Source organism: Roseofilum acuticapitatum BLCC-M154, assembly GCF_030068475.1.
In the GTDB taxonomy this organism is placed as follows: Bacteria; Cyanobacteriota; Cyanobacteriia; order Cyanobacteriales; family Desertifilaceae; genus Roseofilum; species Roseofilum acuticapitatum.
In genome coordinates this window covers 17,897-42,726 of sequence record NZ_JAQOSP010000024.1, presented here as the reverse complement: position 1 = coordinate 42,726, position 24,830 = coordinate 17,897, and the positions used below count along the sequence as shown (strand labels likewise).

General features: G+C 45.5%; 30 protein-coding genes and 1 pseudogene. 16 read left to right on the top strand and 15 right to left on the bottom strand.

Features of this window, described 5'->3' with window-relative positions; translation table 11 throughout:
- The 4 genes and pseudogenes from PMG71_RS23815 to PMG71_RS03720 form a co-directional block, all read right to left on the bottom strand.
- Nucleotides 1-354: pseudogene (locus PMG71_RS23815) on the bottom strand (RNA-guided endonuclease TnpB family protein); the annotation flags it as partial.
- A gap of 444 nt (nt 355-798) precedes the next feature.
- Nucleotides 799-2,853: a cation:proton antiporter domain-containing protein gene (locus PMG71_RS03730; RefSeq protein WP_283752303.1), complete on the bottom strand. Its 2,055-nt coding sequence runs from the start codon at nt 2,851-2,853 to the stop codon at nt 799-801.
- A 136-nt stretch (nt 2,854-2,989) separates the two neighbouring features.
- Nucleotides 2,990-4,069 carry a class II fructose-bisphosphate aldolase gene (gene fba, locus PMG71_RS03725; RefSeq protein WP_283752302.1) on the bottom strand — a complete coding sequence of 360 codons (1,080 nt, stop codon included), beginning with the start codon at nt 4,067-4,069 and terminating at the stop codon, nt 2,990-2,992.
- A 139-nt stretch (nt 4,070-4,208) separates the two neighbouring features.
- Entirely contained in the window at nt 4,209-4,649 is a 441-nt protein-coding gene (locus PMG71_RS03720; protein ID WP_283752301.1) for a hypothetical protein, read from the bottom strand.
- Nucleotides 4,650-4,826: 177 nt separating this feature from the next.
- Here PMG71_RS03720 and PMG71_RS03715 point away from each other — a divergent pair, with 177 nt between their 5' ends.
- The 8 genes from PMG71_RS03715 to PMG71_RS03685 all read left to right on the top strand — a co-directional run bounded on the left by PMG71_RS03715 (nt 4,827) and on the right by PMG71_RS03685 (nt 10,866).
- Nucleotides 4,827-5,456 carry a hypothetical protein gene (locus PMG71_RS03715; protein ID WP_283752300.1) on the top strand — a complete coding sequence of 210 codons (630 nt, stop codon included), beginning with the start codon at nt 4,827-4,829 and terminating at the stop codon, nt 5,454-5,456.
- A 69-nt stretch (nt 5,457-5,525) separates the two neighbouring features.
- A complete protein-coding gene (locus tag PMG71_RS03710; RefSeq protein WP_283752299.1) occupies nt 5,526-6,251 on the top strand; it encodes a hypothetical protein in 726 nt (241 codons plus the stop codon).
- Nucleotides 6,252-6,439: 188 nt separating this feature from the next.
- Nucleotides 6,440-7,525: an AAA family ATPase gene (locus tag PMG71_RS03705; RefSeq protein ID WP_283752298.1), complete on the top strand. Its 1,086-nt coding sequence runs from the start codon at nt 6,440-6,442 to the stop codon at nt 7,523-7,525.
- A 92-nt stretch (nt 7,526-7,617) separates the two neighbouring features.
- Nucleotides 7,618-8,238, top strand: a complete 621-nt coding sequence (locus PMG71_RS03700) for a Uma2 family endonuclease (protein WP_283752297.1) — start codon at nt 7,618-7,620, stop codon at nt 8,236-8,238.
- 51 nt (nt 8,239-8,289) lie between these two features.
- Nucleotides 8,290-8,490 carry a hypothetical protein gene (locus tag PMG71_RS03695; protein ID WP_283752296.1) on the top strand — a complete coding sequence of 67 codons (201 nt, stop codon included), beginning with the start codon at nt 8,290-8,292 and terminating at the stop codon, nt 8,488-8,490.
- Entirely contained in the window at nt 8,487-8,741 is a 255-nt protein-coding gene (locus PMG71_RS23810) for a ParE family toxin-like protein (RefSeq protein ID WP_347179193.1), read from the top strand. Before PMG71_RS03695 ends, PMG71_RS23810 begins: the two co-directional genes overlap by 4 nt.
- The gene (locus PMG71_RS03690) at nt 8,738-10,009 is read left to right on the top strand and encodes a DUF2201 family putative metallopeptidase (protein WP_283752295.1); all 1,272 of its coding nucleotides are present in this window, start codon (nt 8,738-8,740) and stop codon (nt 10,007-10,009) included. Before PMG71_RS23810 ends, PMG71_RS03690 begins: the two co-directional genes overlap by 4 nt.
- 110 nt (nt 10,010-10,119) lie before the next feature.
- Nucleotides 10,120-10,866, top strand: a complete 747-nt coding sequence (locus PMG71_RS03685) for a hypothetical protein (protein WP_283752294.1) — start codon at nt 10,120-10,122, stop codon at nt 10,864-10,866.
- A 200-nt stretch (nt 10,867-11,066) separates the two neighbouring features.
- Here the strand turns inward: PMG71_RS03685 and PMG71_RS03680 are convergent, their stop codons facing one another.
- The 3 genes from PMG71_RS03680 to PMG71_RS03670 form a co-directional block, all read right to left on the bottom strand.
- On the bottom strand, nt 11,067-11,189 hold the full coding sequence (locus PMG71_RS03680; protein ID WP_283752293.1) for a type II toxin-antitoxin system RelE/ParE family toxin: 123 nt from the start codon (nt 11,187-11,189) through the stop codon (nt 11,067-11,069).
- Between the two features lie 3 nt (nt 11,190-11,192).
- A complete protein-coding gene (locus PMG71_RS03675; protein ID WP_283752292.1) occupies nt 11,193-11,456 on the bottom strand; it encodes a ribbon-helix-helix domain-containing protein in 264 nt (87 codons plus the stop codon).
- 90 nt (nt 11,457-11,546) lie between these two features.
- The gene (locus PMG71_RS03670) at nt 11,547-11,768 is read right to left on the bottom strand and encodes an addiction module protein (protein WP_283752291.1); all 222 of its coding nucleotides are present in this window, start codon (nt 11,766-11,768) and stop codon (nt 11,547-11,549) included.
- A 232-nt stretch (nt 11,769-12,000) separates the two neighbouring features.
- Here PMG71_RS03670 and PMG71_RS03665 point away from each other — a divergent pair, with 232 nt between their 5' ends.
- Genes PMG71_RS03665 through PMG71_RS03655 form a run of 3 tightly spaced genes read left to right on the top strand, consistent with a single transcriptional unit; the run spans nt 12,001 to nt 13,256 of the window.
- Nucleotides 12,001-12,252 (top strand): ribbon-helix-helix domain-containing protein, encoded by a 252-nt coding sequence (locus tag PMG71_RS03665; RefSeq protein ID WP_283752290.1) that lies wholly within the window; start codon nt 12,001-12,003, stop codon nt 12,250-12,252.
- Nucleotides 12,252-12,545: a type II toxin-antitoxin system RelE/ParE family toxin gene (locus PMG71_RS03660; RefSeq protein ID WP_283752289.1), complete on the top strand. Its 294-nt coding sequence runs from the start codon at nt 12,252-12,254 to the stop codon at nt 12,543-12,545. Before PMG71_RS03665 ends, PMG71_RS03660 begins: the two co-directional genes overlap by 1 nt.
- Nucleotides 12,546-12,596: 51 nt before the next feature.
- Nucleotides 12,597-13,256 (top strand): hypothetical protein, encoded by a 660-nt coding sequence (locus PMG71_RS03655; RefSeq protein WP_283752288.1) that lies wholly within the window; start codon nt 12,597-12,599, stop codon nt 13,254-13,256.
- Between the two features lie 180 nt (nt 13,257-13,436).
- On the opposite strand, the gene PMG71_RS03650 is transcribed toward PMG71_RS03655, so the two are convergent.
- Together PMG71_RS03650 and hemJ are read right to left on the bottom strand one after the other, a co-directional pair.
- Complete coding sequence (locus tag PMG71_RS03650) at nt 13,437-13,970, bottom strand: hypothetical protein (RefSeq protein ID WP_283752287.1); 534 nt, start codon at nt 13,968-13,970, stop codon at nt 13,437-13,439.
- A gap of 208 nt (nt 13,971-14,178) precedes the next feature.
- Nucleotides 14,179-14,769, bottom strand: coding sequence for a protoporphyrinogen oxidase HemJ (hemJ, locus tag PMG71_RS03645; RefSeq protein WP_283752286.1), 591 nt, complete (start codon nt 14,767-14,769; stop codon nt 14,179-14,181).
- A 190-nt stretch (nt 14,770-14,959) separates the two neighbouring features.
- Between hemJ and PMG71_RS03640 the strand changes: the two genes are divergently transcribed.
- Nucleotides 14,960-15,526, top strand: a complete 567-nt coding sequence (locus tag PMG71_RS03640; protein WP_283752285.1) for a nucleoside monophosphate kinase — start codon at nt 14,960-14,962, stop codon at nt 15,524-15,526.
- 8 nt (nt 15,527-15,534) lie between these two features.
- Entirely contained in the window at nt 15,535-16,251 is a 717-nt protein-coding gene (rph, locus tag PMG71_RS03635; RefSeq protein WP_283752284.1) for a ribonuclease PH, read from the top strand.
- A gap of 19 nt (nt 16,252-16,270) precedes the next feature.
- On the opposite strand, the gene pyk is transcribed toward rph, so the two are convergent.
- On the bottom strand, nt 16,271-17,695 hold the full coding sequence (gene pyk / locus PMG71_RS03630; RefSeq protein WP_283752283.1) for a pyruvate kinase: 1,425 nt from the start codon (nt 17,693-17,695) through the stop codon (nt 16,271-16,273).
- A gap of 89 nt (nt 17,696-17,784) precedes the next feature.
- Complete coding sequence (locus tag PMG71_RS03625; protein WP_283752282.1) at nt 17,785-19,239, bottom strand: glycoside hydrolase family 13 protein; 1,455 nt, start codon at nt 19,237-19,239, stop codon at nt 17,785-17,787.
- Between the two features lie 175 nt (nt 19,240-19,414).
- On the opposite strand from PMG71_RS03625, the gene rdgB reads away from it, so the two are divergent.
- Nucleotides 19,415-19,990, top strand: a complete 576-nt coding sequence (rdgB, locus tag PMG71_RS03620; protein WP_283752281.1) for an RdgB/HAM1 family non-canonical purine NTP pyrophosphatase — start codon at nt 19,415-19,417, stop codon at nt 19,988-19,990.
- 213 nt (nt 19,991-20,203) lie between these two features.
- Here rdgB and PMG71_RS03615 read toward each other — a convergent pair whose 3' ends face one another.
- Nucleotides 20,204-20,542, bottom strand: coding sequence for a P-II family nitrogen regulator (locus PMG71_RS03615; RefSeq protein WP_283752280.1), 339 nt, complete (start codon nt 20,540-20,542; stop codon nt 20,204-20,206).
- A 102-nt stretch (nt 20,543-20,644) separates the two neighbouring features.
- Entirely contained in the window at nt 20,645-21,271 is a 627-nt protein-coding gene (locus PMG71_RS03610; RefSeq protein WP_283752279.1) for a hypothetical protein, read from the bottom strand.
- Nucleotides 21,272-21,408: 137 nt separating this feature from the next.
- Here PMG71_RS03610 and PMG71_RS03605 point away from each other — a divergent pair, with 137 nt between their 5' ends.
- Nucleotides 21,409-21,864 carry a regulatory protein RecX gene (locus PMG71_RS03605; RefSeq protein WP_283752278.1) on the top strand — a complete coding sequence of 152 codons (456 nt, stop codon included), beginning with the start codon at nt 21,409-21,411 and terminating at the stop codon, nt 21,862-21,864.
- A 90-nt stretch (nt 21,865-21,954) separates the two neighbouring features.
- Here the strand turns inward: PMG71_RS03605 and PMG71_RS03600 are convergent, their stop codons facing one another.
- Together PMG71_RS03600 and PMG71_RS03595 are read right to left on the bottom strand one after the other, a co-directional pair.
- The gene (locus tag PMG71_RS03600; RefSeq protein WP_283752277.1) at nt 21,955-22,419 is read right to left on the bottom strand and encodes a SpoIIAA family protein; all 465 of its coding nucleotides are present in this window, start codon (nt 22,417-22,419) and stop codon (nt 21,955-21,957) included.
- 41 nt (nt 22,420-22,460) lie between these two features.
- The gene (locus PMG71_RS03595) at nt 22,461-24,011 is read right to left on the bottom strand and encodes an NAD(P)H-quinone oxidoreductase subunit N (RefSeq protein ID WP_283752276.1); all 1,551 of its coding nucleotides are present in this window, start codon (nt 24,009-24,011) and stop codon (nt 22,461-22,463) included.
- 143 nt (nt 24,012-24,154) lie between these two features.
- On the opposite strand from PMG71_RS03595, the gene PMG71_RS03590 reads away from it, so the two are divergent.
- Nucleotides 24,155-24,718 carry a Uma2 family endonuclease gene (locus PMG71_RS03590; RefSeq protein ID WP_283752275.1) on the top strand — a complete coding sequence of 188 codons (564 nt, stop codon included), beginning with the start codon at nt 24,155-24,157 and terminating at the stop codon, nt 24,716-24,718.
- The last annotated feature ends 112 nt before the right edge of the window (nt 24,719-24,830 follow it).

The following is a 24,830-nucleotide window of genomic DNA, read 5'->3' as shown; positions in this document are numbered from 1 at the left end:
CTCCGATAGCTTCCACCCGCTAACCTTGTACTCTACCGAGCGACAGTGTTTCTTGAACTTAGGATACCCTTTAGGCTTTTCCTTCTTCTTGCAACGACTATAGAAACTAGAGATAGCCCGCCAAGCTCTTTCGGCACTAGCCTGTCTAGCGGACGAGTTTAATTTACCCGCAAACGGGAACTCTTTCGCTAGATCCTTACATAGCGAGTATAGAGCCGCTTTCCCCACTCCTCGATTATCCATCCAGTATCGAACCGCCTTATTCCGAATGAATTGAGCGGTACGAATGGCATCGTCGAGAGCGCAGTATTGCGCCTCCGTTCCGTTTAGTAGCTTGGCTTCTCTAATTAACATGACATTATTTTATAACACATTGTTGCGGATAAATATAAAGCCGCCCTAGAAGGGCGTTGCTCTAAACCCAAATTTCCGGTAATGAGACATAGTTGTAGGGGCGAACGGCCGACCCTACTGGATTGTTTCAACTAAAATAGGGCAATAGGTTTCCCGGAGTGCGTAGCGTAGCGTGTCCGCAGGACAAACGTCTCGCTCCCTAGGGAAAACAACAGCGAGCAAGATGCTCGCACTCCTCTTAAATGCATCAAATTAGCTGAAACAGTTCACTACTGCCTTGACAACCCTAAAATGGTGGGTTACGGCGGATTGATAGATTGCTGTCACAGTCTAGGTTTTAGCCGCCTAACCCACCCGCACATTTTTAGCTGTGTCACGGCACTACGGTGTTAATACTGGGATCTACGGCTACCTTCCCCCATCACCCCAGCACAAAGCCCTGTATTAGGGATTGGAGAATAATATCATTGAGCAGTCGAGTCCCTGAATAATCGGAGTTGCCCAATCATTGAGGATTAATCCTTTACCCGGATGGATATCTTTGGCATTGAGGATAATTAAGTCAAAGTTGTGGGCAGTCTCCAGGATAACCGTAGCTGGATGGGTATTAACGATCGCCTCAATCTCGATCTGATGATATTCCTCTTCCAACCCAAATACCAGATGTTGGCGCAACTGTAGCTCAAATTCCCCTTGCTTCTCTGGGGGAGTGCTAGCAGAAATCAAATATTTAAGGGTAATATTGCCTTGATTAGCCGTAGCAATGGACTGAGCAAAGGCAATTAACTTAAGAGTATGGGGTGAGATATCCCAGATAAAGACCAAAATGCGACTGAGCAGCTTAGGAGCGGCTAACAGTCGCATCACAGCCACAGGAGAAGGGCTACTCTGAAATACTTGATCGATGATATTCCCTAACAACCGGGCTTGTAGGGTGGTAATGTCCCCATATCCCATTAACACGAGATCGGCTTCCTGTTCTTTAGCAGCATGACAAATGCCTAAAGCAATATCGAGATCGATACGCAATAAGGGTTGGGTTTCTACTCCTAAATTTAAGCTGTGTTCGGCTGCTTGTTGGAGGACAGAACGCTTTCGGGATAAGCTTTCTAGAAATCGAGGATCGTTGAGAGTGCTAGAAGTTTGGGCGATCGCCAAAGGCATCACCCGCCCCCCCTGCTGTTGAACCAGCAAACCCGCCATCGTCATCAGATTGGGTTCTGTCGCAGGGTTATTGACAGGGACAAGGATCGCCAGAGGGCGATCCGTAGAAAATCGATTATTAGATCTCTGGAGATCCTTAGAGGTAGCTCCATCTCCAGAAATCATTAACTGTTTAGCAAAGCGTTCCGTTAACACCGGGCCTAAGATCGCAGTCACCAACATCAACACAATCACACTATTAAAAACCGGTTCAGTCAGCAGTCCCACCTGAAATCCCACTAAGGCGGCAGCTAGGGTTGCGGCTACTTGCGGTAAAGAAAGAGACCACATGGTAAGGGTTTCGATCCAAGTGTAGCGATCGACTCCTTTAACTATCCAAGCCGCAATAAATTTACTGCCGATTAAAGAGCCTACGATCGCGATCGCCAACATTGGCTCATTCCCTAAAGTGTAGAGAAAAGTCTGAATATCAATCAGCAACCCCATACAGACAAAAAAGAAAGGAATAAACAGCACTGCGCCAACAAATTCCACCTTTTCTTTTACCGGGCCATGGCCGAGAACATCACTAACCGCTAGTCCAGCTAGAAATGCCCCCACAATGTTTTCAATTTGAATAACTTGAGTCCCTACTGAAGCTAGAAATAGGGACAGAAGCACAAATAAAAATTGATTGCCCTCTTCATTTCCCGTGCGTTGAAAGTATTCCCGACCCAGCCGATCTAAACCGATGAGAACGGCAGCCGCATAAATGGCGAGGGAAACCAGTTGTAGGATTAAACCCACCCATGAAAATTGTCCTTGATGGATCGAGACACAAATCGCCAAAACCAAGAGAGCGCTCACATCTGTGAAAATGGTTGCCCCTACAGTAACGGCGATCGCCGGATTTCGCACCACTCCAAATTGTTGGATCAAGGGATAAGCCAACAGGGTATGGGAAGCTAAAAGCGATCCGATCAGTAAAGAGGCATTTAAGCCAAATCCAAAGACTTGTCCGACCAGCGTTCCCGCAATGAGTGGGACTAAAAATGTAGTCAATCCAAACTTCAGGGAGCGATTTCGAGTTTCGCGAAAAGCCGCCCGGTCGATCTCTAGACCCGCCACAAACATTAAGTAAATTTTCCCAATGTCCGATAGAAGTTTGACCGTTTCCGTCTCCGGGTTGAGCAATTGCAGACCATAGGGGCCAAGAATTACGCCAGCCAGGAGCAGTCCGACAAGTCCCGGCAGTTTCAGGCGCTCCACTAGGGGAGGAACCGTTAAGCTGGCAAACAGCAACAGAGTAAATGAGGCGATTGGGTTGGCTGCAACCCAGGTCGGAAGATGCTGCATAAATGGCTGAATTGATAATGACTTTAATTATTATGTATAGGACTCAACCAAAAAAGGGATGAACCCGAAGATTCATCCCCATCAACAATATCAGTGAACAGTTAGGAACAAACGAAGAGCAAATGCTCAAGAAAAATTAAACAGCAGCGACTTCTTTAGTGGTTGCGTCTAATTCACCTTTGCTATATTTAACCGCATAGACATCTAAGCTATCTTGCTTGATCTTACTGGCATTACCGGCAGTCCAGAACTGTTGATAACGATCCAAGCAGACTTGTTTCATGTACTTGATAGAAGGCTTCATGAAGTGACGAGGATCGAAGTTAGACGGATCTTGAGCCGCCGCTTCACGGATAGCCGCCGTGATCGCTAACCGGTTGTCGGTATCGATATTAACTTTACGCACGCCACTCTTGATTCCCTTCTGAATTTCTTCCACGGGTACACCGTAGGTTTCAGGGATGCTACCACCGTATTGGTTGATGATGGCAATTAAATCTTCGGGTACGGAAGAAGAACCATGCATCACTAAGTGAGTGTTAGGCAGACGCTTGTGGATTTCTTCAATGCGGCTAATGGCCAGGATTTCACCGGTGGGTTTACGGGTGAATTTGTACGCACCATGGCTAGTTCCAATAGCTACGGCTAAAGCGTCTACTTGAGTTTGTTCTACAAATTGAACCGCTTCATCGGGATCGGTTAATAATTGATCGTGAGAGAGTTTTCCTTCAAACCCATGACCATCTTCTTTATCACCCATTCCGGTTTCTAGGGAACCTAAGCAACCGAGTTCGCCTTCAACGCTCACACCAATGGAATGAGCCACTTTAACAACTTCAGCCGTAACGCTAACGTTATATTCAAAGGTAGCGGGAGTTTTCGCATCCGCCTCTAAGGAACCATCCATCATCACGCTAGTGAAACCATAGCGCATCGCGGTATAGCAGGTGTCAGGAGCATTCCCATGATCTTGGTGCATAGCAATGGGAATATGGGGATAGGTTTCCACTGCGGCTTGAATCAGGTGACGGAGGAAGTTCTCACCGGCATATTTTCTAGCACCACGGGAAGCTTGCAGAATTACAGGGCTATCGGCTTCATGGGCAGCTTCCATGATCGCCAGAATTTGCTCCATGTTGTTTACGTTGTATGCTGGGATACCGTAATTGTTTTCGGCTGCGTGATCGAGCAGAAGTCGCATGGGTACGAGGGCCATACTATACTTGTCCTCCTAAGATGGTTATGGTTATCAGCAAGTTGTCTAATGACAAATCCAGTCTTGAAACAATATTAAGATATTTTTGGGATTTTAGGAAATCAAACCGGGATCTTGCTACGATCATCGGTTTTTCTTTTTATGCCGTGCGCCGTTCTCCTTCTCCATTAAAGAGAGCTAAAGTTTGACGGCAAAAGTGCTTTAACTTATTTTCCATGTCGGGGTTAGGTTGGGTTTCCCCTTCAAAGCGCCAATTTTCCACCGTGGAGAATCGCCATTGTTGCCCTTGGTGGCTATATCCAGTCACTTCAATACCAATAGCCCGATGAGCATTGTCTAGGGGATCTCGATGAAAGCGAATTTGGATCAACAGAGAACGACTTTGGAGAGATCGACTAAAACCGGGAAAATGGAAACCCAGATCGATGGAGTCCGGATCAACCCATTCTTGGGTATCGGGGTCATTCATCCAAGGCTTCATATCCACCCGCACATCGGGGAATTGGGACTTAAAAAGGTTGATAGCCGTAGCGATTTGGCTGGCGACTTCAAAGTTTTTTGCTTGTTCAGCAGCATTCACAGGCAATCCTCCTCAATCGTGATGATGATTATTGACTTATCCTCTGCACTTTTGTTGTATCTCAAGTTACAGTAAATCTACTCAAGGTTAAGATTTTGTAAAGGTTTATTAAGTTGACAATATAATCAACATTTTTGTAAAATTCAGGGACAACTTTGAAGCTGCTGGAGTAAAGCGATGGCAAAACCTTCAATTCTTGATCCTGCCGCAAGTTACAGCTTTAGCCAATATGCCGCCCTACCCTTTGACACCGCCGATATCCTAGCTGAATTTGGGGTGGCGTTCCAATCCACTTCTCTCCAACTGCCAGAACAACAACCTCTAGACCCGACCCCACTGATCCATGAATTGACAGAAAACTTGGCATTAGTCAATCCCACCTCAGAAATTGCCCGTCGAGAATCGCTCATTTTTCCCGTGCTGAAAACGGTCTGCAAGTTTATTCAGTCGCCCCTCAAAATTGAGTATTCGATCCAGGTGAGTAACCAATTGAAGGGAAATGTGGATTATTTTATTCCCGCGCATCAAAACGTTGTCATTATTGAAGCGAAAAATGCCGATCTGGGGAAAGGATTTACCCAGCTTGCGGTAGAACTGATTGCCCTAGACCAGTGGGTTGATGCTCCTGTAGATTGTCTCTACGGAGCGGTGACGACAGGAGATACTTGGAAATTTGGTCTGTTTTATCGCCAGCAAAAGTTGATTCAAAAAGATATCAATACCTACGGTGTACCGAATGATTTGGCCAAAGTTATCGCTATTCTATTTGGCATTACGCTGCAAACACCAGGAGCGATCGCCAGTTGATATCATTAAGGGTGGGTTGGTGAAGAACGCAATCTTACCGAATGTCAGCTAAGGAAGGTCGTTGAGATTATGTCCATCACATTACGGAGTATGCAAAAGCTCCTGCGGGAGAATATATCAGGGGAAAACCCCCTCACTGTTGACCCCGAACAGGCCCAAGCGCTGGCGGAAGACTTTTTAGCGCGAGTTGAGCCTCTCGCTGGGGTCAAGCGCCATGATACCTGTTATGATCTCCGTCGTTCTCAAACCGGGTCAAGTGCAGAGCAAATCCCCAGCCATAGGGTCTGTTGTTGTATTCTGCTCGAACAATCAAAAGAGCGCTGGTATCACCACGATACCCATTTACATCTGCTTGTGAGTCCGGAGCAACAGCTCTGGGTAGACTTAGGATATCAGCGATCGCCGGCCCCCGTTTCCGATATCAGTGAAGTCGTCTCCCTAGTAAAAGCTTTTTTACAGCGCGTTGACCGGCAAAAAGCCCAAGCTGCCAAGCGCAAAAAACAGAAAGACTTGAAAGTGCAAGCCATCTTAGCTCAGGTGCGGAAAATTGCCAAAGAAGATAAATTTGACTTTGCCACCGAAGTCGATAGCATTAAGCTTAAGCTAATGATTCGTCTGTCTGACCAAGACTACTTTGCCATTCTGATTCCCTTTAACCAGTTCAAAGAAGTATTACCCAAATTACGACCCGCCATTCAAACTCTTCGCGAGACTTACAATAGTGGTGTTCGCTTTACCACCCGTCTCAAGCGTCGTTATGGCTGGTCTGGCTGGATTCGTCATGAGGATTTGTAGTAAAATCAATGAACAATTAACAATTAACAATGAACTCCCACGGGAGCTAATCTTGTAGGGGTTTTAAAATACAGATCAATTAGAGTTGAAGGAGTGCGAGCGTCTCGCTCGCTGCCTTTCTCTCGTGAGCAAGATGTTTGTCCTGCGGACACGCTACGCACTCCCAAGAGTTTATTATTATTGGTTAAATGATTCGTATTGATGCTCGCGAACTCTATCAAGTGCTGGAACTCACCCCACCGGAGCAAAATATTCTTCTGGTGGGAAAGCATGGTATTGGTAAATCAGAAATTATTAGCCATTTCTACCGTCAGCGCCAAAATCTGCCTGTTATCCCCTTCTTTTTGGGTCAGATGAGCGATCCGGGGGATTTGATTGGCTTGTTGCATAAAGATGAGAAAACCGGGCGATCGGTGTTTTTACCCCCCTACTGGTGGCCTGAAGCCGATCGCCCCGTGGTACTCTTCCTAGACGAGCTGAACCGCGCCCGTCCCGAAATTTTGCAGGCGGTTCAAGACCTCACCCTGAACAAAACCTTAGCCGGTAAAGCCTTACCCCCTGGCAGTATTGTCATTGCTGCGGTGAATGGGGGAGAAGAATATCAACTAACCGAACTCGATCCGGCCCTGGTATCCCGGTTTAACCTCTACGAGTTTGCGCCGACGGTGGAAGATTGGCTACTCTGGGCTGCCGATCGCGATATTGATTCGCGGGTGTTAACCTTTATCCAACAGCATCCAGAATATCTCGATGGTGATAATCTGGATGCGGATACGGCGATCGCCACTGCCGGTCTAGTCAAAACCCCCGATCGCCGCGCTTGGGTGAAAGTGGCGGATTTTGTTGGCAACCATAAAGATCTGCAAGACATTCATTTCAAACTGATCGCCGGTATGGTGGGGACTCATGCTAGTCTCGCATTTCGCCAAAGCTTGGCTAACCAACGGGGTTTGGAACCGGAGCAACTGTTGTTACAATTTTCTAAGTATTCCAAGCAGCTTAAAGACCTGGAAATTCAGGACTTTGCGAGTTTAAATGAACGGGTTTTACTCTGGCTAAATTCGGGCCATTGCCCGGAAAATAAAGCCGATCAGGCCCGCAAGAATCTGTTGAAATACCTCCAGCATCTCGCCAAAGCCAAACAGCAGGAGGCGATCGCCCATTTTTCCTCCCTGGTTCAAAGCCCCAAATTTAGCGATGCCATGGGTTTTGTCGCTGAATCGATGGATCTGATTGACTTCTTGTCGGAGTATTTAGAGGCGATTCAGGTTTGAACCCCAATCCTTCGCCAGAAACCGCCAGAAACCCGGTTTCTCCAAGAAACCGGGTTTCTTCAACCTCTTTTAATCTCTCATCCTGAATAACTATGATTGCAACTCTAACAACCCCCGTATCGTTCGATGAATTTGTGGACTGGTATCCAGAAAACTCGATTGATAAATACGAGCTACGCAATGGAGCGATCGTCAAAATGCCTTTAGCAACTGGGGAACATTCTAACGTTATCGGTTTTATTGCGGGCGAACTCCATTTTGAAATTCGGCGATCGCAATACCCTTGTACAATTCCCGGCGATTGCTTGCTGAAACCAATTGATGGCGAATCCGGTTACCAACCCGATCTTATTGTCCTCAATAAAGCGCAACTGGCGGAGGAACCCCGTTGGCAGCAAGAATCGATTATTACCAAGGGAGATTCCGTCCGACTGGCGATCGAGGTCGTCAGTACAAACTGGCAAGATGATTATCTGAGGAAGGTCGGGGACTACGAACTGATGGGTATCCCCGAATACTGGATTGTCGATTATCTGGGTTTAGGTGGCCGCAGGTTTATTGGCAATCCCAAACAACCGACGCTCTCGGTTTACCAACTGGTGGATGGGGAGTATCAGGTAACGCTGTTCACCGGAAATGAGAAGATTGAGTCTTTGGCCTTCCCGGAATTTCAACTGAGCGCCGCAGAGATTTTTGCCGCCAAAACTATTTAGATAAAGGTATAGTAAAATTATCTCAATAAAAATTTAGCTTTTGCACTAATTATGAGTACATTGAAAGAAGCTGAACAAGTTGTTAGTCAATTACCTGCGGAAGACTTAGCTGCTTTTAGAGCTTGGTTTGCAGAGTTTGATGCAGAGATTTGGGATCGTCAGTTTGAAGAAGATGTAGCGGCAGGTAAGCTTGATGGACTCGCTGAGAAAGCATTGCAACATCTACAGGAAGGGCGTTGTACCGATCTATGAAATATCGTGCAACTCCTGACTTTTGGTATCACTATCGACAGTTACCACGTGAGATTCAAGAACTTGCCGATCGTTGTTACGAGTTGCTAAAACAAGATTCTCGCTATCCGTCACTACATTTCAAGAAGGTGGGCCCATTCTGGTCAGTGCGAGTAGGAATTCATTACCGTGCTTTAGCTGTAGAGAAAGATACTGATGTAGTGTGGTTTTGGATTGGGACACATGCAGAGTACGATTTATTATTACGATGAAACAGATTGCCCGTCACCGTATTGCTCGAATAGTCGAAAAGTGGCTGCTGGTTGAGCCACTATTCTTGGCTGTCTGGACGAGTCACGCTTTGGTGTCTGAGCCACGCATTCAAACGATTCGCGTGCAACGGGGTAGAATTGAGTATAATCCGGAGTTTATCGCGCAATTGAGCGATCGCCACTTAGAAGCCACCCTACGTTTTGAAGCCCTACGGATTCTGCTCAAACACCCCTACAGTCGCCGCCAAGCGCACTCCGCCATTAGCTATGCTGCCAGTAATATAACGCTCCAGGAATATCTGCAAACCGAGCTACCGTTTCCGAGGGCGCGGGATGTGTTTGGCGACTCCAGTTCTGACCAACAATTCTTCGAGTTCTACTACCACAAGCTGCTCGATCAGGTTCCCCCCTTTTTAAGGGGGGCTAGGGGGGATCAACAGTCCCCCAATCCTCAGCAGGGAGGCTCTGGAGCAGGGATGGGAGAAGCTGAAACTGCCCTCCCATGCAGCTCTTCTAACTCTTCAACTTCAGATCTCCTAGAAGTCTATACCGACGCAGACCTGAGCGGTGTGGAAAATACTGACCAGTGGGATCGAGACGAATTATTGAGCGATCGCCTAGACGATCTGGTGAGAATGGCACAAGCCAATGACAGTTGGGGCAGCATTGGCGGCAAATTGCGCGAACGGATTTTGGCCAATCTGCACCCAAAACTCGACTATCGGGCAGTTTTACGCAAGTTTCGCACCTCCATCCTCAGCCAACAGCGACGGCTCACCCGCATGAAGCCGAATCGCCGTTATGGGTTCGCCTATATGGGCAGTCGTCGCGAGTTTACCACCCGTTTACTCTTTGCCATTGATGTGAGTGGCTCCATGGGAACCAAAGAGCTACAGCAGGGATTTTCCGTGGTGAATCGCTTTTTTAACTATGGCGTTCCGGCGATCGATGTCATTCAATTTGATGCTCAGATTACCGCCGATGTAATGACGTTCCGCCGCGCCAAAAGGGAGGTTCAGTTAACAGGACGAGGCGGGACAAATTTTGACCCAGTTTTAGCGTATCTGGAAGAACATCGAGATTACGATGGTCTGATTATTTACACCGATGGTTATGCTCCCTGTCCTAAGCCACCCCAGAATCGGCGGACTCGGATTCTGTGGTTGTTTGTGAGCGAGACGCATTACCGGAGTTGTTATCCCAAGCTAGAGCATCTGGGGCTGGGGGCTTATATTAAGGCTAGTGCGGCGATTTCTGCGTTAGCATAAGTTAAGATTGCCCAAAACACAAAGTCTGAGTGGTCAAGTTATTAGTCGGAGTTGGCTAATACCCCACCTTACAACTTTACAGGGAAAGATAAGCGAACATAGGGAAAATCATGGACATTAATGAACTTGTTGGCTCATGTCAATCGATAATTGGGAACCTTGTATTTCAGTATTCTGACGATTTTCAGAAGTATTTATCTGCTGGTGGTAGATGTCCTTCTTGCAAAGAAAAACTTTGGAATTCCATGGGAGTTCATACAAAAGTTGAATACTACTTTGCTGATGGTACAAGAGCCTCAAACTTGCACTCAGTAGATCCTACTCTTTCACATGCTAGATGCTCCATTTGTGGGTATCAATGGAATGTGCGTCCAAATACCACAATTGAACAGCCGAAACAGGTCAAAGTTCTTTCTGTGACTGAAACTAGCCGAAGCCAGGAGAATATTGGTGATGATAAACGAATCATTGATAATCTTAAGAGTCCAGCTATCTTGAGGCGTAAATTTACGGTTAGCAAAAATTGGAAGAGAAGTTATACGATTGAATACGAGGCAGTTCAGGTTGATGGTCATGAGTTTTCATTGGGCATTCAAGGTACAGGTCTGAAATTTCTTACAGAAGAATCTCTACGCAGGCAGTATTCTATCTCAGAAAACAGTCAAGAAACCTATACTGAAGAGGTAGAGATAGAAGTTCCTGCGTTTACTAGACTAGCGGTCATATTTCACTGGAAAAGAATCCTACAAAATGGATCAATAAGAATCACGAATAATCAGGGGCAAGAATTCGATATCCCTTTTCATATCGTAGCCGGTTTAACCTTTGATCAGCTTCAGTATGAAGATAGGGAATAAAGATCGTGTAGGGTGCGTTAGCAGGGGAGCAATCTATCAATAAATGGAGAATCTCTGTTCCTGCGTAACGCACCAAAACCCTGAATAAAATAGCTTGGCGATCGCTTGTTATACTTACATCAAGGACAGAAGCGCGATCGCATTACGTTACTTCGTCTTCATCTCTACTTTTGCCCAGATTAGGAAAACGTCCTAATGTTTCAAAATTTATCAAGAATTTTATCTAATAAACGGTTAGCAGCTTGAGGACTATAGGAAACCATGCGATCGTTAATACTTTCTAAATCGCTTTCAGCTTTTGAAGATATTAAAACAAGCGTCATTCTTCAATTCTCAATTAAGTCGAGATTTTTTACTTTTAAGCGTTGTATAACTTCTCTTCCATCAACTTTTCTACCTTGTTTTAGATCTTCCACGCCGATTGCGACCTCTGTTTTCAATTCTTCAAATCTTCCTTTATAAATGCTTTCTCTTTCAGCTAATAAGAGTAAACCTTCTTCAATTACCGCTAGATCGTCCCGATATTTTCCGCTTTTGACGTGGCGATCGACTAGGGCTTCAATTTCAGGAGTCAGTTGGATTGTTTTCATAGTTGAATTGAGTTTTTATAATAGAGCTATCTTAGCAGAAAATTTCTAGAAGATACAAATAATTTCCATGCGATCGCGATCGCCTCTCCATCAAAAATCTGTTAACTCCTCAAATACTCGTTCTGTTGGAATTGCTTCTAATTCACCCCTGCGATATGCTTGCAAGCGATCTTGAGATTCGCTTAACCAGAGTCGATCTAAATGGGAATCGGGTCGATCTAAACTGAATACTAAAGCATCAATTAAGACACTTCTTTCAGTGGGAGATAAGATTAATGCCTCTTGCAGAACTTTTTGAGTCGATTCGAGCATACTGACGATTCTTACAGAAAGAATATTGTATATTTTAGCATGATTCAGAGTGTGAGGTGTTTGCTTGGTGCGATCGCCGATATTTTGCGAGTGCGATCGCTTGCTATACTTCCACGAAAGACAGATAGCGTTTCATTGCCCAATACTCGCGATCTCACTTGTGTTCTTTGCTATTGGCGTTGTTTCGGCTACAATTGAATGAGTAGTTATAAGAAAACTGAGGCGAAGATCCATGAATCTCATATTCAAGCCAGAACAAGAACGTTTAATTAAAAAGCAAATCCAACAAGGGAATTTTACAACAATTGATGAAGTTATTGATGAAGCCCTACAGTTATTAGAAGAAAAGCAAAAAATTCTCTCCCAAATCAAAAGCAAGATTGCACAAGGAACAGAACAATTAAAACGCGGTGAAGGTATTGAAGGAGAAATGGTTATATCTCGTTTGCGAGAACAAGGTAAAAGATTACGAGAGAAAGGCTAATGGGTCGTTATATTATTTCTCCAGAAGCCAGTTTGAATTTAGAGGAAATTTACAACTATCTGGCAAGTTTTGAGATCGATCTAGCCGATCGTTTTTTAGATCGCTTTGTCGAAAAATGCGAGCGTGTCTCAGGGTTTCCTAATATGGGTAAGCCCTATGAAAATTTAGCACCGAGATTGCGCGTTTTTTTAGTTGATGATTATATTGCTTTCTATTATCCTATGGATGATGGAATTGAAATCGTTTATGTATTAAGTGGATATCGTCAATTTGAGATGTTTTTTTCAGATTAAAAAGATGAACCACGAGTATTAGATCGCTAAAAAGCATAAAATTAGGATATAATGCAATTATATCAAGAGTTTCACGTTGAGAGGCAAGAGTTATTAATGACTTTTAGTGATTATAAAACTATTGCTCAAGTTCAAGAAGAGTATAATATTAAATACTTAGAAGAAAACTTTATTGAAATTACCGATTTAAAGCCTTCCGATCTTTTTGTTCAGGAATTGAAATTCAGCGAACAAACTATGGATATTTACACATCTGAATACTCAAGATGTGAAAGTATTATTTATCCAATTTTAAGAGAAGTTTATAAAGATTTTGTTGATCAATATACTCTCTGGAGCCACAAATCCATAACATATGATGCTAAACTCAATGGAACACCTGATTACTTATTCTCCACAAAATCCGAATTAGGTAAAACGGTTTTGGGTTTGCCAATCGTCGTTATTGTTGAAGCAAAAAAGAATGATTTTACAGAGGGATGGGGGCAATGTCTAGCTGAGTTGATTGCTGTGCAGAAATTAAATAAAGCCGAGGAACTTCCTGTGTATGGGATAGTAACGGATGGAGAATTATGGCAATTTGGAAAATTAGTATCTAATGAATTCACAAAAAGTAAGTTGAGAATTACAATTACCGATTTAGATAAAATTTTTGGAACGATAAATTTTCTATTGTCAAGTACAAGGGAAGCAAATATTCTGGACGAATAGAAGTTCGCGACCTACAACCATTACATAACTCATTTAGGTTTTCTAATGAAGCGGATCGCAAACTACTAAAAGATTGAGGCGATCGCTGGCTATACTTTAATGTCAAAGTCGGTTAACCTCTAATGTTAGGTAAGAAGGCGATCTCGGAAACTTTGGCTTTCGCGATCGCCTTCTTATCGCTTATGGTGCGCGATCGATCGTGAAGGCATCAAATTCGCCACCCTCAAATTCACCCGAAATCGTCAATTCATCCCCCACAGAGATATTCGCGGGCGTTCTGTCGCCGTAGAGATCCCAAGTATCAACCCGCAAAGTGCGATCGCCTGTATTTAAGCTCAGTCCGTCTTCCCATACCGCTTGAACCGTACCCGTGTAAACCTTAGATCCCGGAGAACGAGAAGCCGGGACACCGACCCCTTCAGAAACCGGAGCAGATCTAGCCCCCTCAATGCTGAAGGCATCAAATTCACCACCCTCAAATTCACCCGAAATTGTCAATTCATCCCCCACAGAGATATGCGCGGGCGTGCTGTCGCCGTAGAGATCCCAAGTATCAACCCGCAAAGTGCGATCGCCTGTATTTAAGCTCAGTCCGTCTTCCCAAACCCGTTCGACGGTTCCCGTATGAACGGTTTGAGCGCGACTGATGTAGGGAAAAGCCACCGCTACAGCAAGACTACTGGCAACTAAGACAGACGCAACAATACGATGCATGGCGAGACTCCTTAAGTATTGAGAAGAGACTCTTTCGACTTTAGGGACTAAAGATGACGGAAAAATGACAAGGTGGTTTATGGTTTCGATTCGGCGGTAGTCAATGAAAATCTATTGGAATATTCAATGATACATTCTTGTAGGGGCGAGCGGCCGCTCGCCCCTACATATACCGACTCTACGGGATTGCGCGTAATCTAAAACCCTGTTAACCGGCTGATGAAGCTGAGGTTTGTTGTTCAATACGTTCCAACATTTTCTCCTTATCTTGGCGGCGTTTCTTCGCATAAAGTTGAATTGCAGCTACCATAGAAACAACTAGCCCAAAAATGAGCCACGTTGTTAAATCTAAAGGTAAACTTCCCTTAAAGACTGCCAAGAGAACGATAACAACTAACAGCACTGTCGGGGCTTCATTTAATGCGCGAAATTGTTGACCTGTCCAGTTACATTCACCGGATGCTAACCGTTTCATTATGCGTCCACAATAGAAATGATAGGCCAGTAATAGAGCAACCATAGCGAGTTTAATATGGAGCCAACCCGATTTTAAGATTTCTGGTTCTGTAGAGATCAAACCGATCGCCATTGCCACTGTAACCACCATTCCGGGCATGGTAATAATATGATAGAGGCGCTTTTCCATAATTTCGTATTGCGCTTTGAGAATGGTTTGTGCGGGTTCCTCTCGTTCTGAGGCTTCAGCATGGTAAACGAAGAGACGAACTAAATAAAACAACCCTGCAAACCAGACCACAACACCAATGAGGTGGAACGCTTTAAACCAAAAATAAGCCATATAGTGTTTTCGTATCGAGCAACTCATCAAGGCGAGTTTAAAATTTCTCTTGGGTCAACAGTGCGATCGCGTAACAAAAGTTAATATAGTCTGAGGGAGTAGTAGGGTGCGATCGCATGGGGAAGAGCGCAAAACACTAAGGTTATTTGGTACTCTGGTCTACAACACTGAGTAGGTGAGGAGAAGAGCCTTGAGATTGGTAATTTTGGGTGGGCCGGGTTCAGGAAAAAGCACGCAAGCTCGGTATTTGTGCGATCGCCTCCAGATCCCATTAGTCTCTATGGGGGGGATTCTCAAAAAGGCGATCGCCAAGCAAACCGAATTAGGATTGCAATGCCAAACCTATGTAGAACGAGGGGAATTTGTACCCGATCCAATTTTAATCACCTTTATCCGCGATCGCCTCCTCCAAGCCGATACCAGCAGTGGATGGCTCCTCGAAGGCTATCCCCGTACCGCATTCCAAGCCGAAGAACTCGATTTCTTACTCGATGAACTTCACCAACACCTAAACTGGGCCATCTTCCTCAATACCTCAGAATCGGTCATGATAGAAAGACGGTTAACTATGGGAGAAGCTGAAGATCTCCCCCACCTCATCCAACGACGGATTGAACTCTTTCAAACCCGAACTGTCCCCATTCTGGATTATTATGACAAACGTCAGCGCCTACTCACCATTGATGGGAATCAATCCCAAGAGCAAGTGCTGGCCAAACTCCAAACTCAACTGATGGCAAACTCCAGCGAAACTTAACCTCAATTATGGCTCTACCCCGTCCCGATGGTCGTCAACCCGATCAACTCCGTCCCATCCGCTTTGAGCGTGGTTTCACCAAATTTGCTTGGGGTTCTGTACTCACCAGTTTTGGCGATACTCAAGTTTTATGCACCGTATCTGTACAAGAAAATGTACCCAAATTTCTAGAAGGCACAGGCAAAGGATGGCTCACCGCAGAATATCGAATGCTTCCCAATGCCACCCCCCAACGTCACCCCAGGGAAGTCTTGAAATTATCCGGACGCACCCAAGAAATTCAACGGTTAATTGGGCGCAGTTTAAGAGCCTCTTTAGACTTAGAAGTATTGGGTGAGCGCACCTTAACCGTTGATGCTGATGTACTGCAAGCCGATGCTGGCACTCGCACCGCCGCCATTACCGGAGGATATGTAGCGGTTGTCGATGCCATTAATCAATTGTTAGAACAAGGAAAATTAACCCAGTCTCCATTACGTTATCGGGTGGCGGCTGTCTCCGTAGGATTACTAGAGGGTGAACCCTATTTAGACCTATGCTACGAAGAAGATGCGATCGCCCAAGTCGATTTTAATGTCGTCATGAACGATCGTCTAGAGGCGATCGAAGTCCAAGGAACCGCCGAACATGGAAGCTTTAACCGGCAGCAACTCAACCAGATGTTAGATCGGGCTGAAATAGGGATTCAGCAACTCTTCACCGCTCAACAGGAGGCACTTTCCTAAGAAATTGAACCCGGATGAATTACCCTTCAATCCGGTGAATCTTAATAAAATTCGTCCCCCGAATCTTCTGAACTGGAGAACCCCCTAAAATCAAAATCTTATCCCCTGGAGTCGCCCAACCTTTAGCCAGCAGGCGAGCATTAATTTGCCCAATCAACTGCTCCAAAGAAGCTTCAGGATTCTCCAAAAGCATAGGCTTAACCCCCCAAACCAAATTTAAACGATGATAAACGCGATCGCGAGGAGTAAAAGCCACCACCGGCGCTTTCGGACGCTCCGCAGCCGCCAGAGTCGCCGTATACCCCGTCGTCGTAAAACAAGCAATACAGCGCAGATCCAGAATCTTATCAATCGTATTGAGGGCCTCACTTAAAGCATGGGTTTCATCCCGTTCTGCTGGAGGATAATTCACAAACTGGGCATTCTCTTCCGTATCACAGGCAATTTTCACCAACATTTCCACCGCCTTCACCGGATACGCACCCACCGCAGATTCACCTGAGAGCATCACCGCATCCGTACCATCCATAATCGCATTCGCCACATCAGACACTTCCGCACGAGTTGGCCGGGGATTATGAATCATGCTATCCAACATTTGCGTCGCCGTAATCACCGGAATACTCTTTTGATTGCATAACTGAATAATCTGCTTTTGCAACTTAGGCACGCGCTCCGGACTCATTTCTACCCCTAAATCCCCCCGCGCAACCATCAAACCATCGCATTCCTTAACAATCTCCTCTAAATGCTCTATCGCTTGAGGCTTCTCAATTTTCGCCATCACCTGAATATGATCCGCTTCATGTTCCTTGAGAAATTCTCTCAGAGTGATAATATCCTTAGCACTACGGACAAAACTTAGAGAGACCCAATCAATCCCCTGCTCTAACCCAAAGACCAAATCCTGTTTATCTTTCTCCGTCATCGAAGGTAAACGCAAGGTTAAAGAGGGTAAATTCACCCCTTTGCGATTTTTAAGGATGCCTCCTTCCATCACCTTACATTCGACCTGTTGCCCCTCAATGGCCATAATCTGAAGCTCCAATAAGCCATCATCAAGCAAAACTTGCGATCCGGGTTCAGCTTCTTCAGCTAAAAAAGGATAATCAATGGGAATAGTTGACTCTTGACCGTTATATTCAGCTTCAGGAACTAAGATAACCGATGCTCCCGGAATCAACTCTAGCTGACCTTCCGGAAATCGTCCCACCCGAATTTTAGGCCCCTGTAAATCTTGCAGTAAGGTAACCGGAATCTCTAATTCTTCAGAGACTTGTCGCAGTCGCGAGACAACAGTAGCATGATCTTCATAACTGCCATGGGAGAAATTGAGACGAGCGACTCTCATGCCTGCTTGGACTAATTCTCGCAGAATTTCTAACTTATTACTGGCAGGGCCAATAGTAGCAACAACTTTGGTTCGAGAGAGACTTGAGTTCATAGGATAATAGGAAATAGATGGGATAGTCGGTAAACTGCTTCCCAGGGTAACAGCTTAAGATTAATCTCTCTTCAAGAAAGGTTAAGCTTTTACTGATTACTCAAGATACAGCCTTGGCGAGCAGGAAGTTCGAGGCGCAAATCCCCATTGTCTAACCATTCGATTTCTGCTTGTCCATAAACGAGGGTTCTGGGAATTTGATTTAAGTTTCTGGGGAAACAGCGCACGGCAATGGCTTGTTCTCCAGCATTGAGAGCGATAATCAGGGTTTGATCGGCTTCTTGACGGGCAAAGATATAAACGAGTCCTTCAGCAAAAATGACGTGATAGGTTCCCACTCGTAGGGCGCGATATTGATGTCTGAGGGCAATGAGTTGGCGATGATAGGTGAGGATGACTGGATCTCGCTGTTCTGGAGGGGGGAAACTGCGCCGACAATCGGGATCTCTTGCCCCGGCTAATCCAATTTCATCACCATAGTAGATGCTGGGCGCTCCTGGGAAGGTCATGAGCAAGAGGGTGGCTAATTGGACGCTAGGGCGATCGCCTTGAGCTATGGTGACTAAGCGGGCAGTATCATGGGAATCGAGTAGATTGAGTTGCGTCAGTTGAATTTCCCAGTCATAAAGATGTAGCAGGGATTGAATTTTGCTGGCATAACCGGCAGCATCGAGGGCTGGATAGGGTTCATAGGCACAATCACGAACCAGATTAAAATCTACGCGATCGCCAGCAGTAAAGGCTATGGTAGGTGCAGTAAATAAATAATTCATCACCCCATCAAACTGAGTTCCATCGAGCCATGGTAGGGCATCCGTCCAAATTTCGCCGACAATATAGGCTTCTGGGTTAATGGCTTTCACTCGTTGCCTAAATTCTTGCCAAAAGCCTTCCACATTAATACAAAAGGGCACATCTAATCGCCAGCCATCCACCCCTAAGCCAATCCAATATTCGGCGATTTGCATGATATATTCTCGCACATCGGGATTCTGGTGATTAAATTCCGGTAAGGCGCGATTATTGGCCCAACCGATATAGTTAGCCGGTTTACTCCCATCATAGGCGGAGAGGGGCCAATCTTGAATTTTGAACCAATTGACCCAAGGGGAATGGGGGCCATTTTCTAGGATGTCATGGAATTGGAAAAAGCCCCGACTGGCATGGTTAAAGACTCCATCTAAGACAATTTTGATATTTTTGTTATGGGCAGCTTCCAGAAGGGCAAAAAAAGCTGAATTTCCCCCCAGCATGGGATCGACTTGGGTGTAATCATGGGTATGGTAGCGATGATTGCAAGCTGATTGAAAGATGGGGGTAAAGTAAATGGCTGTAATGCCTAAATCTTGTAAATAATCTAGGGTTTCAATGACCCCCCAAAGATTGCCTCCCTTGTAGCCTTGTTGGGTTGGAGGACTCTCCCAGGGTTCTAGGAGGAGACGGGGGCAAGTTGTGTTTGGGGGTGGGTTGCCTTTTGCCAGGCGATCGGGAAAAATTTGGTAGAAAACGGCGTGTTTTACCCAGTCTGGTGTGTAAATCTTCATCTGTGCCAAAGTCTCCCTGATCTTAGGGTGAGGGGTTTTATTCAACTCAAGTTTACCGAAGGTCAGCCCCAGTGAAAACGTTTGACCCATGACGCAGGTGAATTAGAATAAGGGGTTAGAAACCGTGAAAAGTCGCGCCCTTTCGCGTTTCTGGTTCCCTATCTGTAATTGTTCCATGAAATCTTTGGTCGTCGCCACGGGTAACCCCGGTAAATTAGAAGAAATTAAAGCCTATTTTGAGGGCCTCGATATTAACTTTCTGCCCAAACCCCCAGAATTGGACGTTGAAGAAACGGGGGATACTTTTGTCGAAAATGCTTGCTTAAAGGCTTCAGAAGTGGCGAAAGCAACGGGAGAATGGGCGATCGCCGATGACTCTGGACTGTCTATTGATGCCCTCAACGGCGCTCCAGGTATTTATTCTGCTCGCTATGGAAATACCGATACCGAGCGCATCGAGCGAGTTCTCAAGGAATTAGGGGATGAAGAAAATCGCCGCGCTCACTTTGTTTGTGCGATCGCCCTTGCCGATCCCTCTGGAAACATCGCCCTGAGTAGCGAAGGCATTTGTCCCGGTGAAATTCTCCATGCTCCCAGGGGGAATAGCGGATTCGGCTACGATCCCATCTTCTATCTGCCCCAATATCAACGCACCTTTGCCGAATTCACCCCAGAGATGAAACACAACCTTTCCCATCGGGGAGAAGCCTTTAAACTCTTTTTGCCTCAATTTCGACAACTCTGGCTCTAAAATGATCGCTTAAACCTCAAAAATAGGATTGGATCATTAGTTCCCCCTAGGAGACACCAGAAGCGCTCAGAGCCTTTTCCCTGAGCGCTAGGGTGGCAACTGTGAGTTAGAAGCTATCGGGATGACTCTTGTCCTGCCTTTCAACCGCCTTCAACAGAACATTCAGTCAATCAACTCCTAACCCATCATCACCAGACAACTGCGGTTGCTATCTTAGATTGCCTGTTGGTTAGATTCTCCGGTTCTAATGCGAACCACGGTTTCCACAGGAGAAATGAAGATTTTCCCATCTCCAATCTCACCCGTACGGGCAGCACTAATGATCTGATCGACCACCTTCTGAACCTCCGTATCTTCAACAACCACTTCTAATTTGAGTTTTTGCAGAAACTCAACCGTGTATTCAGAACCGCGATATCGCTCGGTTTGACCCTTCTGCCGTCCGAAACCCCGGACTTCAGAAACCGTCATCCCCACAATACCAGCATTGACCAAGGCAATCTTAACTTCATCCAGTTTGAACGGACGGATAATAGCTTCAATTTTCTTCAAGGTTTTAACTCCTTCAGGGCTTGTTACTCAAATAGACTGCACTAGGACTGCATTTTACTATCACCCCTTGGCAATAGAATTTTGTTACAGACTTTACGAAATTTACTTTGGATTGCCTTGTTGAATCAAGGGGCGAACAATCAGAAAGCTGGCTGTTCCTGCCATAGCCGCAATAATAAAGATAGCGATCGCCAGGCCAACACCATTCAGGTCAGAAGAACGTTCTGGGGCGCTAGGATAGGGATAGGGGCGTTGTTGCTCCTCACTAAATAAGGGTACATCTTCTGGATTGGGAGGTAAATCAATCGGGCGATCGCTCTCTTCTGGTTCCGGTTGCAGTGGAGGATTTAAATCCACTCGTGACTCCGGCTTAAACTGGGGTTCTGACATTACCCCCTCTTTGGGAACTGGGCGAGGAGGTGACAGGGGCACAACCGGTATACTGCTTGGCTCATAGGCATGGGCAATCTGTTGTAAGCGCACCACCGAACGCACCAACTGCTCAATTTCTCCCCGTAACTGTTGATTTTGTTGAATCAGTTGTTGATTCTGTTGTTTCAGACTCTCCAGTATGACTTGCTTTTCTTTCACCTCACTGGCTAAGTCCCGATACACTGAAATCGGTACAGAGGGGGAATACTTCTGAGAAGCCGCTCGGCTCTTCTCTGGGTCAGTTTCATAAGGGCCTGCCGGTTTTCGGGGAGGAGGTGTATAAGGTAAAGAAGTCATAAGCTTTTACCGAAGATCGTATTTGTTATTAGAGCAATAATCGGTCGGATTCGTCAAGAACTGAGTCTTAAAATGAAGTCAGGAAAATCTTCTCCCCGATCTTCATCCATCATTTCTTTCTCTAGGGTTCACTAATTATGACTTGTCAGACTTATTTTAATCTTCTCCTTTCCCGCCGGGATTATAGCGTTAAAGAACTGGAAAAGAAGGGCCAAGCAAAAGGATTTTCCCTTGAGGAAATTACTGAGGCGATCGCTCACTTGCAAAGTTTAGGCTATCAATCCGATCGACGATTAGCCAACAGCTTGATTGAAAGTGGCAAAGGGAAATATGGTAAAGCGGGGATTCGTCGCAAATGCCTAAGCAAAGGCATTCCCCCAGAACTCTTTGAAAAAGTTTGGGATCAACAGGCTGAACTCCCAGATGATTTAGCCGAAACCCAAGACTTACAAGCTAAAGTAGAACGCAAATATAAAATTACGGATTGGACTAACCTCGATCCTCAAACCCAAGCCAAGGTTTATCGTTATCTGCAATATCGTGGATTTAATCCTCGTGAAGTATTAGAGTATTGGCAAATGAGTAATCAGTAATCCCCCATTCCCCCATGCGTGTTATACTAGATTCCAGAATAAAGGTTTGAGAGTCCTGGGGGTTAAGATCCTTGGGGCTTTTTTTTACCTTTACTCAGAGGATTGACTCTGAATCCACAGACGGGCTTGTTCTTGTTCTGACCAAGGAAAACAAGCCACTTCTAAAGCCGGAAACAAGCGACGAGCCAAAGGCAACAAAGACTTAATCCACTTCGTATCAGAAACTACAGCTTTTTTATCAAAGTCCTGAAAGTGATTAAAGCCAATTTTCAAATCTTCCAGTAGTGCATCTGGAGTAATCCATCCCCACTGCTTCACTTCCACATAGGCTTGTAAATGGGGATACTGTTGTAGTTTGTCATCAATTTCTTGACCAATTTTATCAATATCCTCGCGCTCAATTTTGCCTTCAATACTCAGAGCAATCACTGAAGGATGATCGAAATCTATTAGGGTAATCATCAGCCGGTTCCTCTCCTGCTGGCTATCTCCTTTCAGTCTAGCAAGTTTCACCCAATCAGAAAAACCGCCTAACTCGGAGGTTAGGCGGCTCAAGTCCAGCTCAAGGGACTAGCTCAAGAGACTAGAGCCAAGTCCTAATCAGCCAGATCTAACTGGGCAATAGATTCTACCGCAGGGGTAGAAGCTTGCAACAGGGGAGTATTGATGACGGCATCATTGGCTAAAGTAAATAAGGGATTGGAGAAAATGCCACCTAGGGAAGTGACTAACAAGGAGACAATTAAACCCACTTGCAGAGGACGCAAGCCGGGAATATTCCATTGAATGGCGGGATAATTTTCTACAGATTCAGACATTTCATGGGGTTCTTTAACCACCATCATTTTGACGACACGGATGTAGTAGTAGATGGAAACAACGCTGGTAATTAATCCCAGTAAAACCAGGGTATATAAACCGGCTTGCCAACCTGCCCAGAAGAGATAAATTTTGCCGAAGAAACCGACGAGGGGAGGAATTCCACCGAGGGATAATAAGCACAGACTTAATCCCAGGGTGAGTAGGGGATCTTTTTGATATAAACCGGCATATTCACTAATTTGGTCGGTTCCAGTTCGCAGAGAGAAGAGGATGACACAGGTGAAGCCGCCGAGGTTCATGAACAGGTATACCAGGAGATAGAAAATCATGCTGGCATATCCGGCTTCAGTTCCAGCAATGAACCCAATCATGACAAAACCGGCTTGAGCGATGGAGGAGTAGGCGAGGAGCCGTTTCATGCTGGTTTGAGCCAGGGCAACCACATTTCCTAAGATGAGGCTGAAGATGGCAAGGGCGGTAAAGACAAAGTGCCATTGCTCGGAGACGGAGGGGAAAGCGGTGACGAGTAGGCGAATGGCGAGGGCAAAGCCAGCCGCTTTGGAGCCGACGGAGAGGAAGGCAACGACGGGGGTAGGGGAGCCTTCATAAACATCGGGTGTCCATTGGTGGAAGGGGACAGCAGAGATTTTGAAGGCAATACCGGCGATAATGAAGACGAGGGCAATGACGAGACCGATCGCCGGACTTTGGGGATTTTGACTAAAGCTTTGGGCTATTTCGCCTAATTGGGTTTCTCCACCGGATAAGCCATAGAGTAAGGAACTGCCATAGAGAAAGACTGCCGAACTTGAGGCTCCAATTAACAGATATTTTAGGGCTGCTTCATTGGAGCGGGGATCGCGTTTCATATATCCCGTCAGTAAATAGGAGGAGATACTGAGGGTTTCTAGGGAGACGAAGATCATGACTAATTCATCTGCTCCAGAGAGGAACATGCCTCCAATGGTAGCGGTGAGCAGAATCATCAGAAATTCACCTAAAGCGGTTCCGGTTTCTCGGACGTAGGTGATGGACATGAGGATGGTGAGCGCCGCAGAGAGGGCAATTACACCCCGGAAGACGATGCTGAGGGCATCACTGTTAAATCCGCCAAAGAAGGCGATGGGGTTGGGGTTATCCCATTGGAGAACTAGAGCGCCAACGGCGGTGAGTAATCCGGCGATCGCAATATAGGGTGTCCAGTTTGAGGCGTTGCGTCCACCAATTAGGTCTGTAATCAGTACGACCAGTAAGGTTAGAATAACGATTCCCTCTGGTATTATGACTCCAGCATTAAGCTGGGCAGCAAGGTTGGTAACATCCATAGGTTGTTTTGAGTTGAGCTATGCATCTGGCGACGTAACATTTCCGCATTATATAGCGATCGCGCTTCCCACCATAGGTTTATTGAGTTTAGAGCTTCTTTTAGCGCTACCATAAAAAGACTATTCTTAGTCGATTTCTCGTTATGGTACAGATCTGTGCTGAAACCTTAACTCTAGAGCAGTTTCTGCAACAACCGGAAACTCGGCCGATTCGCGAATATAGGGATGGGGTAATTCTGGAAAAACCCATGCCTGAAGGAAAACACAGTACGATTCAAACTGAGTTGGCGACAGCGATTAATATGGCTCTGAAACCCCCTAAAATTGCGCGAGCGTGGTCAGAATTGCGCTGTACTTTTGGTGGGAAATCGATTGTGCCGGATATATCAGTGGTGGTTTGGGAGCGTATTCCTCGCGATATGGATGGGAAAATTGCCAATAGTTTTGAAATTGCTCCAGATTGGGCGATCGAAATTGTTTCTCCAGATCAAGGACAAACGGCGATCGTCAAAAAAATTCTGCGCTCCTTAGACTATGGAACACAAATGGGTTGGTTAATCGATCCGCAGGAAGAAACCCTATTTACTTACGCTCCCCATCAGCAACCCCAATGCTACGATGAACCCGGACAAGTTATTTCAGTTCCTTCATTTGCGTCCCCGTTCCAGTTAACTGTCGCTCAATTGTTTGCTTGGTTAGTGGATTAATACCATCCCATAGCTTAATTCAAAGCCCAGATATTTAGCTATTTTTTTATAGTTGAAAATAGTTGTGATACCATGGCAAATTGATTTCTATAGTTTTTTCTATCGAATCATA

Bases quoted from the DNA above. Each gene is read 5' to 3' on its own strand.
- PMG71_RS03730 (WP_283752303.1), bottom strand. From the start codon at position 2,853: ATGCAGCATCTTCCGACCTGGGTTGCAGCCAACCCAATCGCCTCATTT.
- fba (WP_283752302.1), bottom strand. From the start codon at position 4,069: ATGGCCCTCGTACCCATGCGACTTCTGCTCGATCACGCAGCCGAAAAC.
- PMG71_RS03715 (WP_283752300.1), top strand. From the start codon at position 4,827: ATGGCAAAACCTTCAATTCTTGATCCTGCCGCAAGTTACAGCTTTAGC.
- PMG71_RS03710 (WP_283752299.1), top strand. From the start codon at position 5,526: ATGTCCATCACATTACGGAGTATGCAAAAGCTCCTGCGGGAGAATATA.
- PMG71_RS03705 (WP_283752298.1), top strand. From the start codon at position 6,440: ATGATTCGTATTGATGCTCGCGAACTCTATCAAGTGCTGGAACTCACC.
- PMG71_RS03700 (WP_283752297.1), top strand. From the start codon at position 7,618: ATGATTGCAACTCTAACAACCCCCGTATCGTTCGATGAATTTGTGGAC.
- PMG71_RS03695 (WP_283752296.1), top strand. From the start codon at position 8,290: ATGAGTACATTGAAAGAAGCTGAACAAGTTGTTAGTCAATTACCTGCG.
- PMG71_RS23810 (WP_347179193.1), top strand. From the start codon at position 8,487: ATGAAATATCGTGCAACTCCTGACTTTTGGTATCACTATCGACAGTTA.
- PMG71_RS03690 (WP_283752295.1), top strand. From the start codon at position 8,738: ATGAAACAGATTGCCCGTCACCGTATTGCTCGAATAGTCGAAAAGTGG.
- PMG71_RS03685 (WP_283752294.1), top strand. From the start codon at position 10,120: ATGGACATTAATGAACTTGTTGGCTCATGTCAATCGATAATTGGGAAC.
- PMG71_RS03680 (WP_283752293.1), bottom strand. From the start codon at position 11,189: ATGACGCTTGTTTTAATATCTTCAAAAGCTGAAAGCGATTTAGAAAGT.
- PMG71_RS03675 (WP_283752292.1), bottom strand. From the start codon at position 11,456: ATGAAAACAATCCAACTGACTCCTGAAATTGAAGCCCTAGTCGATCGC.
- PMG71_RS03670 (WP_283752291.1), bottom strand. From the start codon at position 11,768: ATGCTCGAATCGACTCAAAAAGTTCTGCAAGAGGCATTAATCTTATCT.
- PMG71_RS03665 (WP_283752290.1), top strand. From the start codon at position 12,001: ATGAATCTCATATTCAAGCCAGAACAAGAACGTTTAATTAAAAAGCAA.
- PMG71_RS03660 (WP_283752289.1), top strand. From the start codon at position 12,252: ATGGGTCGTTATATTATTTCTCCAGAAGCCAGTTTGAATTTAGAGGAA.
- PMG71_RS03655 (WP_283752288.1), top strand. From the start codon at position 12,597: ATGCAATTATATCAAGAGTTTCACGTTGAGAGGCAAGAGTTATTAATG.
- PMG71_RS03650 (WP_283752287.1), bottom strand. From the start codon at position 13,970: ATGCATCGTATTGTTGCGTCTGTCTTAGTTGCCAGTAGTCTTGCTGTA.
- hemJ (WP_283752286.1), bottom strand. From the start codon at position 14,769: ATGGCTTATTTTTGGTTTAAAGCGTTCCACCTCATTGGTGTTGTGGTC.
- rph (WP_283752284.1), top strand. From the start codon at position 15,535: ATGGCTCTACCCCGTCCCGATGGTCGTCAACCCGATCAACTCCGTCCC.
- pyk (WP_283752283.1), bottom strand. From the start codon at position 17,695: ATGAACTCAAGTCTCTCTCGAACCAAAGTTGTTGCTACTATTGGCCCT.
- PMG71_RS03625 (WP_283752282.1), bottom strand. From the start codon at position 19,239: ATGAAGATTTACACACCAGACTGGGTAAAACACGCCGTTTTCTACCAA.
- rdgB (WP_283752281.1), top strand. From the start codon at position 19,415: ATGAAATCTTTGGTCGTCGCCACGGGTAACCCCGGTAAATTAGAAGAA.
- PMG71_RS03610 (WP_283752279.1), bottom strand. From the start codon at position 21,271: ATGACTTCTTTACCTTATACACCTCCTCCCCGAAAACCGGCAGGCCCT.
- PMG71_RS03605 (WP_283752278.1), top strand. From the start codon at position 21,409: ATGACTTGTCAGACTTATTTTAATCTTCTCCTTTCCCGCCGGGATTAT.
- PMG71_RS03595 (WP_283752276.1), bottom strand. From the start codon at position 24,011: ATGGATGTTACCAACCTTGCTGCCCAGCTTAATGCTGGAGTCATAATA.
- PMG71_RS03590 (WP_283752275.1), top strand. From the start codon at position 24,155: ATGGTACAGATCTGTGCTGAAACCTTAACTCTAGAGCAGTTTCTGCAA.